Source organism: Geomonas sp. (genome assembly GCF_035254065.1).
GTDB lineage: Bacteria > Desulfobacterota > Desulfuromonadia > Geobacterales > Geobacteraceae > Geomonas.
This window is the reverse complement of sequence record NZ_DATFBA010000111.1, coordinates 1-14555: the sequence shown is the minus strand read 5'-3', so window position 1 is coordinate 14555 and position 14555 is coordinate 1. Positions and strand designations below refer to the sequence as shown.

General features: G+C 62.1%; 15 protein-coding genes. 7 read left to right on the top strand and 8 right to left on the bottom strand.

The genetic code is table 11. The features are described from left to right. Positions 1-1653, bottom strand: a 1653-nt coding sequence (locus VJ604_RS05760; RefSeq protein ID WP_324080553.1) for a molybdopterin-dependent oxidoreductase, incomplete at its 3' end; no start/stop codon positions are given. Beyond that, a complete protein-coding gene (gene egtD / locus VJ604_RS05755) occupies positions 1653-2717 on the bottom strand; it encodes an L-histidine N(alpha)-methyltransferase (protein WP_324080551.1) in 1065 nt (354 codons plus the stop codon). The genes VJ604_RS05760 and egtD, both read right to left, overlap by 1 nt. A 178-nt stretch (positions 2718-2895) precedes the next feature. On the opposite strand from egtD, the gene VJ604_RS05750 reads away from it, so the two are divergent. From VJ604_RS05750 to VJ604_RS05735, 4 genes are all read left to right on the top strand, one after another. Continuing rightward, the gene (locus VJ604_RS05750) at positions 2896-3405 is read left to right on the top strand and encodes a DinB family protein (RefSeq protein WP_324080548.1); all 510 of its coding nucleotides are present in this window, start codon (positions 2896-2898) and stop codon (positions 3403-3405) included. A 41-nt stretch (positions 3406-3446) separates the two neighbouring features. Further along, on the top strand, positions 3447-3767 hold the full coding sequence (locus tag VJ604_RS05745; protein WP_324080546.1) for a hypothetical protein: 321 nt from the start codon (positions 3447-3449) through the stop codon (positions 3765-3767). After that, positions 3692-4621 (top strand): hypothetical protein, encoded by a 930-nt coding sequence (locus tag VJ604_RS05740; RefSeq protein WP_324080544.1) that lies wholly within the window; start codon positions 3692-3694, stop codon positions 4619-4621. The genes VJ604_RS05745 and VJ604_RS05740 overlap by 76 nt, the downstream gene beginning before the upstream one ends. A 69-nt stretch (positions 4622-4690) precedes the next feature. Further along, complete coding sequence (locus VJ604_RS05735) at positions 4691-5194, top strand: hypothetical protein (protein WP_324080541.1); 504 nt, start codon at positions 4691-4693, stop codon at positions 5192-5194. 75 nt (positions 5195-5269) lie between these two features. Here VJ604_RS05735 and VJ604_RS05730 read toward each other — a convergent pair whose 3' ends face one another. Both VJ604_RS05730 and VJ604_RS05725 read right to left on the bottom strand, forming a co-directional pair. Continuing rightward, positions 5270-5869 carry an outer membrane protein gene (locus tag VJ604_RS05730; protein ID WP_324080538.1) on the bottom strand — a complete coding sequence of 200 codons (600 nt, stop codon included), beginning with the start codon at positions 5867-5869 and terminating at the stop codon, positions 5270-5272. A gap of 266 nt (positions 5870-6135) precedes the next feature. Then, positions 6136-6669 (bottom strand): DUF922 domain-containing protein, encoded by a 534-nt coding sequence (locus VJ604_RS05725; protein WP_324080535.1) that lies wholly within the window; start codon positions 6667-6669, stop codon positions 6136-6138. 335 nt (positions 6670-7004) lie between these two features. Between VJ604_RS05725 and VJ604_RS05720 the strand changes: the two genes are divergently transcribed. From VJ604_RS05720 to VJ604_RS05710, 3 genes are all read left to right on the top strand, one after another. Beyond that, positions 7005-8489 (top strand): leucyl aminopeptidase, encoded by a 1485-nt coding sequence (locus VJ604_RS05720; protein WP_324080532.1) that lies wholly within the window; start codon positions 7005-7007, stop codon positions 8487-8489. Between the two features lie 137 nt (positions 8490-8626). Next, positions 8627-8965 carry a hypothetical protein gene (locus tag VJ604_RS05715; RefSeq protein WP_324080529.1) on the top strand — a complete coding sequence of 113 codons (339 nt, stop codon included), beginning with the start codon at positions 8627-8629 and terminating at the stop codon, positions 8963-8965. Between the two features lie 258 nt (positions 8966-9223). After that, positions 9224-10639, top strand: a complete 1416-nt coding sequence (locus VJ604_RS05710; RefSeq protein WP_324080527.1) for a B12-binding domain-containing radical SAM protein — start codon at positions 9224-9226, stop codon at positions 10637-10639. Positions 10640-10667: 28 nt separating this feature from the next. Here VJ604_RS05710 and VJ604_RS05705 read toward each other — a convergent pair whose 3' ends face one another. The 4 genes from VJ604_RS05705 to VJ604_RS05690 all read right to left on the bottom strand — a co-directional run. After that, entirely contained in the window at positions 10668-11756 is a 1089-nt protein-coding gene (locus VJ604_RS05705) for a type III polyketide synthase (RefSeq protein WP_324080524.1), read from the bottom strand. Further along, positions 11728-12990 carry a U32 family peptidase gene (locus VJ604_RS05700; protein WP_324080522.1) on the bottom strand — a complete coding sequence of 421 codons (1263 nt, stop codon included), beginning with the start codon at positions 12988-12990 and terminating at the stop codon, positions 11728-11730. The genes VJ604_RS05705 and VJ604_RS05700 overlap by 29 nt, the downstream gene beginning before the upstream one ends. Continuing rightward, positions 12987-13694, bottom strand: a complete 708-nt coding sequence (locus tag VJ604_RS05695) for a methyltransferase domain-containing protein (RefSeq protein ID WP_324080520.1) — start codon at positions 13692-13694, stop codon at positions 12987-12989. Before VJ604_RS05695 ends, VJ604_RS05700 begins: the two co-directional genes overlap by 4 nt. 192 nt (positions 13695-13886) lie before the next feature. Then, positions 13887-14555 (bottom strand): hypothetical protein (locus VJ604_RS05690; RefSeq protein WP_324080518.1); only part of this gene is annotated, 669 nt, incomplete at its 5' end.

Genomic DNA, 14555 nt, shown 5'->3' with positions numbered 1-14555 from the left:
GCCAGGCTTGCCGTCCGCCCGCAGAAGCCCCTTCTCCCACTTCTTGTACTGCATCATCACCGCCGGCAGCCTCCCCTCGCCCCCCGCCGCACGTACCTGCTCAAGCGTGAAGCCGCTCTCCTCCAGCGCGAAGCGAAGCAGTTCCTCCTCGCTTTGCGGGTAGAGGTCTCCGTACCCCAGGCGTTTGGCGAGCTCTGCCAGGATCAGGAAGTCGTTCCGCGCCTCGCCCTGCGGCTCCACCATCCGCTCCCTTATCTTGAAGAGCGGCCCGTACCTCATGTAGGAGACGTTCTCGTAGTAGGTGGTGGCCGGCAGGACGATGTCGGCATAGGCGGAGTCGGCGGTATGGTAGCGGTTGATGGAGACCATGAAATCCAGAGAGGCGAAGGTCCTGCGCCAGAGATCGGGATCGGGCCAGGCGGTGATGATGGAGCCCCCCAGGATGGTGAGTGCCCGGATCGGGTACGGCTTTCCCTCCAGCACCGCCTCCGGGAGAATGGAGGCGTGGGATTCTCCTCGGTAGGCGCTGTAAACTGGGAAGCGGTCGCGTCCCAGGGCCTTCTTCATGTCCGGGTTGGCGACCAGCCGCGAGCGGTTCTGCGGGAAGATGTTCTCCTTCATCCTGAACAACAGGCCGCCCGGCACGTCGAGCTGGCCGGCTAGCGCGAACAGGGTGAAGACCGCGCGGATCGCCTGCACGCCGCTGTCGCTGTATTCCAGCCCCGTGTACATGACCGGGCAGGCGCCGCGCGCGGTGGCGATCTGCCGCGCCAGCTCGCGCACGGTCTCGGCCGGCACGCCGGTGATATGCTCGGCGACCTCCGGGCGATAGTGCTGGACCAGCTGGCTCAGCTCCGGAAACCCCACCGTCCACTCCCGCGCGAACCCCTCGTCGTGGAGTTCCTCCTCCAGCAGCACACCGATCAGGGCCAGCGCCAGGGCTCCGTCGGTGCCGGGACGGATGGGGATCCACTGGGCGTTCGCCTGCCGGGCGGTCTCGCCGCGGCGGGGGTCGACGGCGATCACCCTTGCACCCCGACGGCTCGCCTCGATGATCTGTCGATGGGTGAGCGGCGGCGAATCGGTGGCGGGATTGGTCCCCCAGATCACGATCAGCTCGGCCTGCTCCAGATCGGTCTCCATGCTGATCAGCATCTCCCCCATGGTGACGTGAGGCGCGATCATGGCAAACGAGACGTAGCAGAGCGCACCAACCCCGAGGGTATTGGGGGAGCCGAACGGGAAGAGCACGCTGGAGGCGGAGGAAACGGCTGCGTCGGCGGGCTGGAAGATGTCGCAAAGCGCCATGTCGAAGCTGCCGCGCCCGGTGTAGATCGCCAGCGCCTCCGGGCCCCACTGCTCCTTCAGCTGACCGAAACGTGTCACGATGACGTCGAAGGCCTCGTCCCAGGAGATCTGCTCGAACTGGTAGCTCCCCTTGGAACCGGTCCTCCGCAGCGGATGCAGCAGCCGGTCCGGATCGTAGACGACCTGCGGCGAGTGGCGGCCTATGTGGCAGATCATCCCCAGCGGGTGCCCTTCCTGCGGCTCAACGCGCACCAGGCGGCCATCCTCATAGGTGGCGGTAACGAAACAGCCGGCCGGGCAGATACCGCACAGCCCGTCGCGTTTTTGAAGGCGGGACTCCGTCATCACAACCTCCCACGACATCCGTAGTATTTGGGCGCCCGCCGCAGCAGGACCAAGGCGTACCAGCCCCGCTCGTCGGTGAAGACCTGCTCGGGGAGAAAGCCGAACCTTTTCAGGTAGGGAAGCAGGCTTTCGACGTGGAACTTCCTGCTGATCTCCACCTGCACCATCTCCCCCTGCGGGATCAGGAACTGCCGGTCGAGGGGCGCCAGAAACACAGCCTGCTGCGAGGTGAAGTAGGCGAAGGTCTCTATCTGCTCCCTCCCCTCCTCGTAGCGGGCCACATGCTCGATGGCCCCGGTGTCCACCGAACTACCCAGTTCCCGGTTCATGCGGGCGAACATGTTCCGCGTGAAATTGGCGGTCACCCCCGCGGCGTCATTGTAGGCAGCCTCCAAGAGCTTCTTCTCCTTCACCAGGTCAATCCCCAACAGGAAGAAATCGGTCGGCTGCAGCGAAGCTGCCAGGGCGGTCAGGAAGCGGGTCATCTCGATCTCCGAGAAGTTGCCGATGGAGCTTCCCAGAAACAGCACCAGGCTGGGGGAAAGGAGCGGCAGCAGCGGGAAGGCGTCCTGGTACTCACTGTTCACGCCGATCACCCTGACCTGCGGAAACTTGGCGTTGATCCTTCCGCAGGCCCCCGCCAGGGCGCTGTCGCTCACATCCACCGGGACGTAGCATCCCCGGGAGGCCTGCTCCAGCCAGGCGTGCAGCAACAGGTCCGTCTTGAGTGAGCTTCCGGAGCCGAGCTCCACCAGGGTAACCGGTCCGGTCAATTCCCTGATCCGGGAGGCGTGGGCGGCAAGGATCGAGGTCTCGGTGCGGGTGAGGTAATACTCGGGCTGCTGGGTGATCCGCTCGAAGAGGGCGCTTCCCTCCGCGTCGTAGAGGAAGCGCGATTCCAGGTGACGAGGGGCGGAGAGCAATCCGGAGGCTGCCGAGCAGGCGAATTGGTAGGCGGGGTCGTCTCCCGGCGGCCGACGGACGATGGTGGACCCGGTACCCGTGCAGGCGTCACGAAACCTCCGGCAGATCTGCAGGTCAGGTGAGGCGAAGAATGGATCCATGAATCCTCCTGTTGGATTACGCCCCCGAAAAGATTAGTGAATTATAATTTAATACCTTTCGGCGTCAATTCGGCCTTCCACGGTGGGGCGCCTAAAAATGTGCCGGCGGCTTTGCAATGAGCGGCATCGACAGTACAGTTAGGAGGAAATTCGCCTCGGCTACGGGAGGATGCGCGGCATGAAAAGCGAGAAGGTGATGAGAACGGAGCTCCTGGCGCTGTTAAAGGGGCAAAACGCCCACATGAGCTTTGACGAGGTGCTGGCGGATTTCCCGGTGGAGTACATCAACCGCAGGCCACCCAATACCCCCTACACCTTCTGGCACTTCGTGGAGCACCTGCGTATCGCCCAGTGGGACATCCTGGGGTTTGTCAGGGATCCCCGCCATGTGTCGCCCGACTACCCGCAGGGGTACCGGCCGGACCCGGAGCAGAACACCGGCGAGGAGGGGTGGCACCGGAGCTGCCAAGGCTTCAGAGCTGATCTCCAGGCGCTTGAGGAGATGGTAAGGGACGAAACACTCGACCTGCTGGCTCCCATCCCGCATGCCAAGAACTACACCATCTTCAGGGAAATCCTCACCGCCGCCGACCACAACGCCTACCACGTAGGCGAGCTGGCCATCATGCGGCAGGTGATGAACATCTGGCCGCAAGACAACAGGTACCTGACGGGTAAGCCGGACTAAAAGGGGTCGCCGCAGGGCAGCCGAGCCCAAGGAGGAACGGTATGAACCAGGACGCTTCCATCAACGCCGTCAAAGAGATCATGCTCAACTTCGCCAAGATCACCGGGCTCGTCGAGAGTGGCGGCCCCCCCAAACGCTACCTCTGGACGGACGCCTTCGCGGTCTGCAATTACCTCGAGCTGTACCGGCTGACCCAGAACGAGAGCTGGCGCGAATTGGCGGTGAGGCTGGTTGACCAGGTGCACCACGTACTGGGACGGCACCGGCAGGATACCTCCAAGAAAGGGTGGATCAGCGGCTTAAGCGAAAAGGAGGGGGAGCGTCACCCGACGCGGGGGGGCTCAGGATCGGCAAGAGGCTGAACGAGCGGAGGCCGGATGAGTTCCCCGACGAGCGGCTGGAATGGGACCGGGATGGCCAGTACTACCACTACCTGACCAAGTGGATGCACGCGCTCAACTGCGTGAGCAGGGTGACCGGTGACGCGCGTTACCTGCAGTGGGCCATCGAACTCGCGAAGATCGCGCACGCGGCCTTCACCCACGCCTCGACGGCCGAGGATGGCAAGTTCCTGTACTGGAAGATGAGCATCAACCTGAGCCGGCCGCAGGCGACCGCGATGGGGCAGCACGACCCGCTGGATGGCCTGGTAGCCTGCCAGCAGTTGCAGGCGGCAGTGCAACGGTTCCCCGGCACAGAATTTCCTGAGCTTGGCACCGAGATCGCCGAGCTCTCCGAGATGTGCGTGGGCAGGGACTGGGGAACCGATGACACGCTCGGCATCGGAGGGATGCTGCAATCGGCTTGCTGGCTCGCGCAGGTGATGGCGCAAGGGGAGCCCGGGAACCCCGGGTTGTTGCGGGAGGTGCTGGATGCCTCGACCTTCGGGCTGGAAACGGTCCTGTCGGGTGGCCAGCTGGACCTCTCCGGCCGGTTCCGGCTCGCTTTCAGGGAGCTGGGGATGTCGATCGGCCTGAAAGCGGTGGGGCCGTTGACCGCGCTGGTGGAGAAGCAGGCGGCCGGCTTTGGCGACAACGTCTCCGCCCTCAGGGAACGGCTGCATACCTTTAGCCGCTACCTGTCGCTGGCTGACAAGATCGAGTCTTTCTGGATGGATCCCATCAACCAGGAGACTGCCACCTGGCACCAGCATCGCGAGATCAACATGGTGATGCTGGCCACCAGCCTGGCCCCCGACGAGTTTCTGAGAGCCTAGCCAAGGGAGGTTGTACCTTTTCAACCGCAGTCACCGTTTCACCCTAGACGAGTGAAGGAGGTAGCTACCATGAAAAGGCACCACGCATGGGAGAGGGCAGTATCGGGGACGCTTGCCGGACTGGCGGGGACGGTCCTGATCCAGGGGGTGCAGGCGGCGGGTATGAAGTATCTGCCCCAGCACATGCCGCCTATCCGGCAGCATCCCGGCGAGTTCATAGTCGAGAAGACCGAGGACGCCCTGAAGAAATCGGAAAAGGGGGCCCGGGCGGTGGGAAAGATCCCCGAGGCGGTCGAGAAGGCGGTAGCGCAGGCTCTTGGCGTCGGATACGGGCTGACCTTCGCCCTGCTTTTGGCGGCGACCAGACGGAGGGTCAGGCATGTGGTCGCGGAGGGAAGCGCGATCGGCCTGGCGACCTGGGCGGCAGGATACCTCGGCTGGCTGCCGGCAACCAAGCTGATGCCCCCGGTGACCAGGCAGAAGCCGGTCCAGGTGATAGGTGGCATAGCCAGCCACCTCGCCTTTGGCGTGCTCACCGCCGCACTCTACCGTGAGTTGCGCCGCCGACTATGACTTCTTTAAACAAAGCGCTAGAAAGCCCTCCCGGATACCGGGAGGGCTTTTTTTTCGGTCTGGAGTGCAGCGCGATTAGAAGGTGTAACGGAGACCGAAGAGGAGGTTGCTGCTGTGGTAGGAGAGGTCAGTTCCGTCGATGTTGAAATCGCTTGCAGCTCCCTCGAACCGGTAAGAGAGATCGAAATTCACGTTCTTGGTGGCAGCGTAGGAAATGCCGGCCGAAAGCTGGTAACCGAAGACGGTGTCGTCAAAATCCTGCCCGGAAGTGCTCACATTGCCGCGCAGCGCGCCGATCCCGGCCCCGACAAAGGGGGTGAAGGGGGAGTTCAGATTGATGTCGTAGAAGGCGTTGACCATGAAGCTCATGACGCTTAGATCTGAATCAGAGGTCGTGTAGGTGATCCCTCCCAGAGAAAGGTTCGAGATATCGGCCTTCTTGTAGCCGTATTCACCCTCCAGCCGCACTCCGCTATCAAACCTGTAACCGCCGGCAAAATTAAAAACAAAGCCGGTGTCGTACGAGACGTTGGCATTGCCGGCAAAAGGGTCCGAAACGTCGCTGTCGTGGAAGAAACTGGGACCGACGGATGTTCCGACGTATGGTCCCGCTGCCATCGCAGAGGTCGCAGATGCTGCGACAAGTAGACCGGCAAGCAGCCACGTGATTTTCATGCTCTCCTCCTTGAATTAGAGTGTATTTTTTTGAGTCTGGTCATTATTACTCTTAAATTTACGATAAAGCAAGAGCACCGCCTGTCTTTTTTTGGATGGAGTAGCCGAATCAGGCGATGGGAATCGATAGGATCCGAGGAAATTTCAGAAGAAGAAACAACGAGGCGAGATTTTCTGGAGACGCGATGAAGGCCGCTTCGGGTTAGCTGGTAGAAACTCGAAACGGCCTTACCGGAAATTGTGAAGAGTTTCCCTCTTTGGAGAGATTACTGGGACGCCAGTACCGCGCCTTGGGTGGCGCCATGCCTGGTCTTCGCGTCGTAAGCAACCTGCAGGTCCTTCAACTCCCGCAGCTTTTCGTTGGTGCGTCGCTTGGCTTCCTTGTCGAGGTCGCTCTCGTTCTTGAAATTCTGCAGGGAGGCCAGCACCTCGTTGATCTCGCCGGCGCTCTTGACCGCAATCTCCTTGTGGCCGAACTCGTGCTTTTTGAGATGGGCCATGTAGTCGTTCCAGGAGGACAGCAAGGTCCCGGCGGAGTCCGGCGATAACCAGCGCGGAAGATGGTACACTATTTCGACGCTGGTGCGGACCGCTTTCACGGAGCACCTGCCGTCATCATCGGTCACATCGTAATCGTAGTGGATGTTCCAGGTGGTCACCGCGGCATAGGTGATCCCGTCGCCCCACTTGGTGCCGTTATGGTTGATCGCTTTCTGCAGGTCACCGACTGTCACACCTTCGATGTCATAATACTCGTACTTCTCCTTCACTTTCAGTTCGCAGGAAGCTTCCGACCGCACCTGTTTAGAGGTAGTAGAAGATATCTCCAGTCGGGAAACGGGAGCTGTTTGAGCGGTGCCTTCACTGGCTGCTAACAGCGGCGATGAACACGATATAATTACGCCAGTGACAATCGGCAAAAAGGTGCGCCACGTCATTAACCGCTCCCTCCTGGGAAGTAATGTTCCAGCGTTACATTGAAACTGGTGAGAGAATAGGCGAAGCGGGAAATTGTGTAAGTGATGCACATCACAACTAATGCAAGTATCTGTTTGTGCGTGACAAATTATCGCCGCCTTGCAACTGAGCGCCCTTTAATGGTAATCACAGATACATCAACTCCAGTGAGGTTCTTATGAATATCGATGTCACGTCCGCCCCTGTCATCAGCTATGCCACCTCCGCCCTCATCATCGGCTGCTTTGAGAATGCCCGTGACGAGATCTTCACCTCCTGCGATCGCGCGCTGGAGGGCTACCTCGATAGGCTGTTCACCGGCAAGCAGTTCCGCGGCAAGCCCGGCAGCACGCACCTCGTGCATACCTTGGGCAAGCTGCCGGCTGAGCGGCTTTTGCTGGTCGGGCTGGGCAAGAAGGAGGAATTGACCGCCGAACGGGTTAGGCAGGCGGCAGGAAGCAGCGCCCAGGCACTGAGGAGCGCGCGCATCGCCTCCTTCGCCTCGGCCCTGCATCTGGCCGGCGACATAGCAACCGCCATCGAAGCGACCTGCGAAGGAGCGCTCCTTGGCAGCTACAGCTTCGATCAGTACAAGACCAAGGACAAGGAGGAGCGTTTCCAATTCGAAGCGATGATTCTGCTTGTCCCGGAGAAAAACAGGCTGCCGGAAGCCCGCACCAGCGTGGAACGGTCGCAGGCGATCTGCCGCGGCGTCTCCCTGGCCCGCGACCTGGTCTCCCATCCCGGCAACGTCGCCACCACCGGCTACCTCGCCGCTGCTGCGCACGAGCTGGCGTCCCGCTGTGCCTTAAGCTGCCTGGTGCTGGAGACCGACTACCTGGAGGAGCTAGGGATGAACGCCCTGCTGGCGGTGGGCAAGGGTTCCGTGGAGCCGCCCCGCCTGATCGTGCTGGAATACCACGGTGCCGGCGAGCGGGACCGGCCGACGGTGCTGGTCGGCAAGGGAATAACCTTCGACACCGGCGGCATCTCGCTCAAGCCGGGCCCCGGCATGGAGGCGATGAAGACGGACATGGCGGGTGCGGCGGCGGTCATGGGAACCATCGAGGCGGCCGCGGCCCTGAAGCTGCCGGTGAACCTGGTCGGGATCATCCCGACCGCCGAGAACATGCCGGGGAGCAAGGCTTACAAGCCGGGCGACGTGATCACCTCGATGTCCGGGCTGACCATCGAGATCACCAACACCGACGCCGAGGGGCGCCTGGTGCTCTGCGACGCGCTCAACTACGCGGTCGCCAATTACAAACCCGCCGCCATGATCGACCTAGCCACCCTGACCGGCGCCTGCGTGGTGGCGCTCGGGCACGAGGCAAGCGGCCTGATGGGCAGCGATCGCCGGCTGATCGAGGACCTCAAGCGGGCTTCAGAGCGAAGCGGAGAGCGGATTTGGGAGATGCCGCTGTGGGATGAGTACGGCGAGGCGATGAAGAGCGACATCGCTGACCTGAAGAATGCAGCCAGCTCCCGGGAGGGGGGGCACATCACCGCCGCCTGGTTCCTGAAGCAGTTCGTGGGCAAAACTCGCTGGGCCCATCTCGACATCGCCGGCACCGCCTGGGTCGACAAATCCCGCCCCTACCTCCCCAAGGGAGCCACCGGAGTGGGGGTGCGCCTCTTGATCGAGTACCTGCGGGGGAAGTGAGCGAATAATGAATCTGGCGCTAACAAGGTCCTAATGGTTTATACTGCTGACAAGTAGCGGTTGGCAAACGGGAAAGTGAGCAGCTTCCATCGGACAGGTAAAAAAGGAAGGTCGACATGTACTGAGAGGTAACGGCAATGATTGACGACGCGAGGCTTAAAGCACTGGAAGTGGCCGGTGAGGCAAAGAAGGCCGTCAACGAGGTGTTATCTTCACTCCCCCCGGCTGAGGCAAAGGAGCTGAAGGAGTTGCGGACCTGCCTGGAAGAAGTGGAGGAAGACCTGCAAGTCACCGTTCTCGATCAGCACATAGCAGAGGTCCAGGCGTACCAGCATCGCCTCCTGGAGATCAATGGCCGGCTCGATAAGCATCACGGCAACCTCAAGGAGGTCTCCAGGAAAGTGGAGAACGCAGCCAAGGCGATCGGCGTCGCAGCCGAAGTAGCCAGCAAGGTCGCCATCCCGCCGTTGCCGTAACCATCCCAGGCACATCTTCCGCATCTGGTAGGTGGGCAGCGCCCACCTCGCCGTTTCCATCGTTGGCATACATCCGCTATCACCTTCCCTTCCCGTTGTCGGAAAGTCCCCTTTCCCGTGGGGAGAGGGAGAGCTTCAAGGTGTCGGCAAAGATTTGGCTATCAACGCCGCTCAGTTTGCTTAATCGCCTCCCTCTTCTATACTCGTTACGTCTTTCCAAGGCAGCCCACCTCGACTTCAAACTACCAGGACCACACCATGAAGATCCTGCTGCTGGCAATGCCTGACGCCGCCAACAACTTCAATCGCGTCATCAAAGTGCCGAACCTCGGGCTCTGCTCACTTGCGGCGCAGCTGACTGGACACGAGGTGCGCATTGTCGACCTGGTCCTGGTCCATAAGGAGATCAGTCGGTGGCTGACGACCTTTCTGTCAGAGTTCCGGCCGGAACTGATCGGCGTCAGCAGCATGAGCTTCCAGTACCAGAGCGCTCAGACAGTGATGTCGATCTGCAGAGAGCATGCTCCCCAAGCTAAGATTGTGCTGGGGGGCTATCACGCGACCCTCGCCCGCACCGAACTCACCAGCTCGGCGTCCGCGCCGTTCGACTACCTGATCCGCGGCGAAGGTGAGAGCGCGATGGTAGCCCTGGTGGAAGCGGTGCAGGGGAAGCGTTCCCTTGCCGAGGTACCGAGCCTCTCCTGGGCGGACGAGAATGGATTCCATCACAACCAGCCGGCGGAACTGGTGGAAATGGGTCATCTGCCGCTTCCCGCCCGGGAGGCCCGGGTGCTGGACGACTTCCGCTACCTGGACAGAAAGCTCGACTGCGTGGAGACCTCGCGCGGCTGCACCATGACCTGCACCTTCTGCTCGATCACCGGCATGTACGGCGCCAACTTCCGCTGTCATACACTAGAGCGGGTGATCGCGGACCTCAAGGAGCTCAAGAGGCGCGGCACGGAAAGCGTACTGATCGTCGACGACAACATCACCCTCGACCCGCCCCGCTTCCGGCGGCTGGCCGAGGCGATCGTGGAAAACGGCTTGAATTCGATGGAGTACCTGGTGCAGGCCTCGGTGGCAGGCATCGTGGCCGATCCGGAGCTGATCCCCGCCCTCGCCCGCGCGAACTTCGGCCTCGTCTTCCTCGGTATCGAGTCAGTCCTGCCCAAGAATCTCAGCCTGTTCCAGAAAGGGGACATCACCAAGAAGACCGAAGAAGCGGTGCGACGGCTGCGCGAGCATGGCATCGGGGTGATGGGAGGCTTCATCATCGGCAATCCCGACGACGACGTCGACGACGTCCGGGCGATCTTCCGCGCTTCCAAGAGGCTGAGAATCGATCTCCCCTACGTCCAGTGCGTGACGCCGTACCCCGGAACGCAGATACGGGAGGAATTGCTGCAGGAAGGGCTGGTAACGAACACCGACGACCTGAGCAGGTACACCGGCTTCATGTGCAACGTGAGGACCCGTCATCTGACCCAAAAGCAGCTGAACCGGATCATGAACTGGGAGAACCTGAAGACCTTTTTCAGCCCGGGGATGTTTATCGGGAACTACTTCGTGAAGCGGCGAGAGAAGGCGGCGTTGAAGGTGATGCTGAACAATCTGGACCTGATTCGGGGGTGGTTCACCGGCGACCAGTTCCGCTCGCGGCACAGGTTCTAAAGCTGCCTTCCAGGCTCCCTCTCCCCCCTTACATCTTCCTCAACAGGTACCCGTGCGCGGAGAGCCCGGCTCCGTAGCCGAGCATCATGCACCACTCGCCGGGGCAGATGCCGTCCTGCAGCAGCTCGTCCAGCACGAACAGCACGGTGGGCGAGGACATGTTGCCGTATTCGGCAAGCACCTTCCTGGTAGCCCACAGCCGCTCCTCCGGAATCCCTACCTCGTCCCGCACGGCGTCGATGATCTTCTCGCCCCCCGTGTGCATCGCCCAGTGGCCGATCTGGCTCTTGTTGAGGGAGGCCCTACCCAGGAGATCCTCCACCACTCCGGCCGCCGCCGTCCTGACCAGCTCCGGCAGCTCGCTGGAAAGCTGGTTGTGCAGCTGCCCGTCCCGGTGGACGAACCTGATGGCCTCGCGCTGCTCCGGCACGTAGTGCCCCGCCGAGGCGACCAGCTCGAACCCTGCCGGTTTGTCCCAGAGCACCACGGCGGCGGCTCCGTCGGCGAAGACCGCGTTGGACATGATCAGGCTGAGGTCGTTCCCCATCTGGAAAGCGGCGCTGCAGATCTCCACCGACACGCTCACCACGATGCCGCCGTCGTTTCTCACCATCGACTCAGCCAGCTGCAGATTGGGAATCGCCCCGCCGCAGCCGCTTCCCACCATGTCGTACAGCCGGACCCCGCGCGGCAGCCCCAGCCGATCGATGAGATAGGTGGAGATGCCGGGACAGATGTAACCGGTGCAGGTGTTGACCACCACGGCGCTCACCTCTTCGATCTCCACCCCGACCTTGGCCAGCGCCGATTCGACCGCCTGCGCGGCCAGCTCGACGGCGTGCTCGGTGAAACGGGCCACACGGTGGTCCGGGGTCTCGTAGAAGATGTCGGCCGGCTCCCGGACGGCGAAGTGGCGCTTCTTGATGCTCGGATGGAGGAAGGTGGCCCGTACCTGGCCGAGGCTCCTGGCGGTGAGGGCGTTACGGAAATGCTCCCTCACGAGGTCGGCGGCGGCCTTCTGGTCGGTGCTGTAGGAAGGGACCGCCGAGGCGATGGAGGCTACGTAGGCGCCCCGTCGAGAGTTGCGGCTATTGCCCGAGCCGATAGTTCCGTTCATGGTTCCCTCCCCCCGCGACACCCCACAGCGTGCCGGTGTACATGTCATTGAAAACATCCTGGTAGAGCCGCAACATCTCCTCGCGATACGGCTCGTCGACCCGCACCGCCTTCCTGGTCCAGCTTGCGCAGTAGCCGCACTCCCCGCAGTCCGCCTCCCGGCAGTCGATCTCCTTGATCCCTTCCAGAAAGCCGTCCAGCTCCCGGTTGTCGAGGTAGACGGGGTCCCACTCCAAGGGGGAGATCAGCCCCCGCTTTTCGGCGAGCGCCTTGAGCCGCAGAAGCCCCCTCGTCTTCACCGTTCCCGGTCGGAAGAAATACCTGAGGAACCTGGAGAGCTCCGCCACCCTCCCCTGCCCCGCCTTCGTCGGCCCCTTGTACCCATAGGGCTGGATGAGGTCCAGAAGGTTGCCCTCGAAACGACCCTCGGCGTAGGCCTTCACCCGCGCCACCAACACCTCGGTCGGCGCGCCCCGCTCGAGGATCTTGAACGACTGGAACCCCATCTCGCGGTAGATACCGAGATCCTCCGGACGGATGAACTCCGAGCGCAGGAAGTTGGAGGGATCCCTCAACTTTTCACAGGAACAGCGCAGCGCGCAGTAGTCGATCATGAACCCACGGCTTTGGTGCCCTTGTTGGGAGGCATGGGAGAGGTTCACCATGTGCTGGCCGGAAAGGGGGCAAAAGATCAGGCAGTTGGAGTTGGCGATCAGCTGAAGCTCCAGCTTCACCGCCCGCCGGATCGCCTGCAGCATCCGGAAGGCCCGGTTGACGGCGATCGATTCCAGCGTGATGCAATCGGCCCCCATCTCCTCCCAGAACCTGGCCTTGGCGACGTTATCGACCCGGGCATAGACGCCTACCCGCACCCTGAGGCCCGGGTGCCGTCTCTTGATGATGGGGAGCAGGAAGGGGAGCGACACCGTCACCGAGCTGACCCCGCACTCCTCCACGAATCCCAACAGCCGCTCCAGCGCCGCCTGCCCCTTGCGGGTGAACTCCGCGTTGTCCAGGCAAGCGGGATTGATCAGGTAATTGAAGCCGATCCCCCTGCGGGCGGCGTCACGGACATGCCGCTCGAACTCCCGCGCGCTCAGGGGCGCCAGCATGAAGGAAGCACGCCCGCCACCGACGCTGTCAGAGGGGAGTTTGCCGAACAGCTCGTAGACCGGGTAGCCCTCCAGGGCATCCAACAGGTCCGGCTGGAAGTTGGTCGCGACAGAGAACCTCATGCGATCTCCCCGGAGAGCACCAGCAGCCAGAACGGCTCACGGAACACGGCAAACTTGGCAGCCCCGGCATCCCTGGCAAGCGCGGTCAGCTCGGCAGGGGTGAAGGACTTCAGCACGGAAAGAGGGCCGTCGTAGCGGGTGAGCCGGTTGCGCGTGAAGATCCTGGTCAACAGGCAGATGAGACCGTAGGCGATCCAGCTCCGGCGCAAGTCCATGAGCAGATAGCCTTTCCTCGCCACCCTCAGCATCTCGGCGACCAGCCGGACGGCGTCCTCGTTGGATAGGTGGTGAGCGGTCTTGCTGCAGACCACGATGTCGAAGCTCTTGTCCGGGTAGGGAAGCCGCAGCCCATCGGCGACCTCCACCCTGATCTCGGGAAAACCGGCTGCGTGCCTGCGCGCGATGTCCACCGTCTGCTCGTTGATATCGACTGCGGTAATCGCCGTCTGGAGCTCGTTTCGCCGAGCCCACTCCACTATGGCAATGGGGAGGTCCGCAGAACCGGTGGCGATGTCGAGTAAGGAGAAGCCGGGCAGCCCCTTGGCCATGGCCGCCAGATGCTTGAGGATCGCGGGGCGGTCCCCCAGGTACCGGTTGACCACCCTGATGTCCGCCAGTGTCCCTTCCAGCTCCTCCGGTGCGTAGCTCTCCGGAGAGAGGTCCAGGAACTCGGGGGCGGTATGTCGCTCGGGGATCAGTGGCATTGCGCGTCCTTATTGCCAATGGTGTCTTTCAACAACATCCGATCTCGCCGCCAAAGCCGTTCACCCTGAGCCTGTCGAAGGGCTGTGAAACTCGGTACGGCTTGGCGAAGCCGGAATAGTTGGAGCTCGTACTTCGACAGGCTCAGCACGAACGGTTACCACTCTCTCCAACGCTCTCGACTGGCATCTCCTCTACTTCGCCCAGACCGGGCTGGTCAGCTCCACCCTCCAGATGGGCCCCTCGGTGGCGAGCGGCCCCTCGAGCTTCACAAAGGCCGGCACGTCCGTGAAGATGGTCCACAGGTGCGTGTCCGGCGGGGTTTTGCCGAGGATGGCGGCGCCAATTTTCAGCAAGGGTCCGAGCTTTGGTTTTAACAGGTAGTGGCTGGCACTCTTGGACAAATCCCCGATGCGAACCTTCTCCTCTCCGGCAGGCACCATCTGCAGTTCGATCACGCGGGGGGTGGGGGTAAAGGCAACGATATGGACGGTCTCGGTGCTCCCCTTTTCGATATTCTTGCCGATGGTGGGGACCATGCCGTTATAGACATCCTGCGGCAGGTCGAGCTTTCCTTCCAGCACCTTCTCCTCCCCCTTGCGCAGCTTGACCTTCACCCGGTAGGCACCGGAGCGCTCCATATGAACGTCCATGTCCTCCTTGAAAGAGGCCCCTTTCTGGATCAGGTGGTAACTCTGCAGGATGAAGACCTTGTGTTGCGTGAAGACCGCCGTCTCGTCATGTACCGATCCATCCTTGAACTGGAGCAGGAGCCTGCAGTTGACCTCGTCGCCCTTGTGGGCCTGCAGGAAGTCTCCCGACGCGAGCCGGGTCCCCTTGGTGTCGCTCAGGACCAGGAAGCC

Bases quoted from the DNA above. Each gene is read 5' to 3' on its own strand.
- VJ604_RS05710 (WP_324080527.1), top strand. From the start codon at position 9,224: ATGAAGATCCTGCTGCTGGCAATGCCTGACGCCGCCAACAACTTCAAT.
- VJ604_RS05705 (WP_324080524.1), bottom strand. From the start codon at position 11,756: ATGAACGGAACTATCGGCTCGGGCAATAGCCGCAACTCTCGACGGGGC.
- VJ604_RS05700 (WP_324080522.1), bottom strand. From the start codon at position 12,990: ATGAGGTTCTCTGTCGCGACCAACTTCCAGCCGGACCTGTTGGATGCC.
- VJ604_RS05695 (WP_324080520.1), bottom strand. From the start codon at position 13,694: ATGCCACTGATCCCCGAGCGACATACCGCCCCCGAGTTCCTGGACCTC.
- VJ604_RS05750 (WP_324080548.1), top strand. From the start codon at position 2,896: ATGAAAAGCGAGAAGGTGATGAGAACGGAGCTCCTGGCGCTGTTAAAG.
- VJ604_RS05735 (WP_324080541.1), top strand. From the start codon at position 4,691: ATGAAAAGGCACCACGCATGGGAGAGGGCAGTATCGGGGACGCTTGCC.
- egtD (WP_324080551.1), bottom strand. From the start codon at position 2,717: ATGGATCCATTCTTCGCCTCACCTGACCTGCAGATCTGCCGGAGGTTT.
- VJ604_RS05720 (WP_324080532.1), top strand. From the start codon at position 7,005: ATGAATATCGATGTCACGTCCGCCCCTGTCATCAGCTATGCCACCTCC.
- VJ604_RS05745 (WP_324080546.1), top strand. From the start codon at position 3,447: ATGAACCAGGACGCTTCCATCAACGCCGTCAAAGAGATCATGCTCAAC.
- VJ604_RS05730 (WP_324080538.1), bottom strand. From the start codon at position 5,869: ATGAAAATCACGTGGCTGCTTGCCGGTCTACTTGTCGCAGCATCTGCG.
- VJ604_RS05715 (WP_324080529.1), top strand. From the start codon at position 8,627: ATGATTGACGACGCGAGGCTTAAAGCACTGGAAGTGGCCGGTGAGGCA.